Below are 500 nucleotides of genomic sequence, written 5' to 3' on the forward strand. Positions count from 1 at the left end.
CCTTCAGAGTGATCCTTGGGGTAACTCTAAATTATGGCGAATTTGCGGAGTTAGCAAAGTAAAAGGATCGGCTTCTGCTAATAAAAACGTTGGGCGGACGGATATTATTCCTTCTGGTGAACAATCTAAAATTTTCAACTATTGCGAAAGTATCGTTCGGGAGATGAAAGCTGAGTTAGCGGTCAGTGGTATAGGATATCATCCTAGTGATGAGCGAATGTCGATTCGATGCAGAGATGCTGTGCTGTATATAGTTTCAATCACTAGCGGCATGCGTAATGACGAGGCCATTGGGATTGAGGTTGGCGCTTGGCGTAGAGAGATCAAAAATGGAGTTAAATTTTGCTGGGTATCCACAATAGAACATAAGACGGGCAAGGGGCGCGTAGAGTATCTCGTCCCAGAATTGACTCTAGATGCACTGGAGCTTTTGGCCAAATACTCGGTTCCTATCAGGAAAGAACTGGAACTAGAGATTAGAAATCTTGCAAGAACTATCG

General features: G+C 43.8%; 1 protein-coding gene. It reads left to right on the top strand.

Going from position 1 to position 500, the window contains the following annotated elements; all coding sequences use genetic code 11:
- On the top strand, positions 1–500 hold a 500-nt coding region (locus KMS84_RS43800; RefSeq protein WP_256921278.1), incomplete at both ends, for a hypothetical protein.

It is taken from the genome of Streptomyces hilarionis (assembly GCF_024539675.1).
Classification (GTDB): Bacteria; Actinomycetota; Actinomycetes; order Streptomycetales; family Streptomycetaceae; genus Streptomyces; species Streptomyces hilarionis.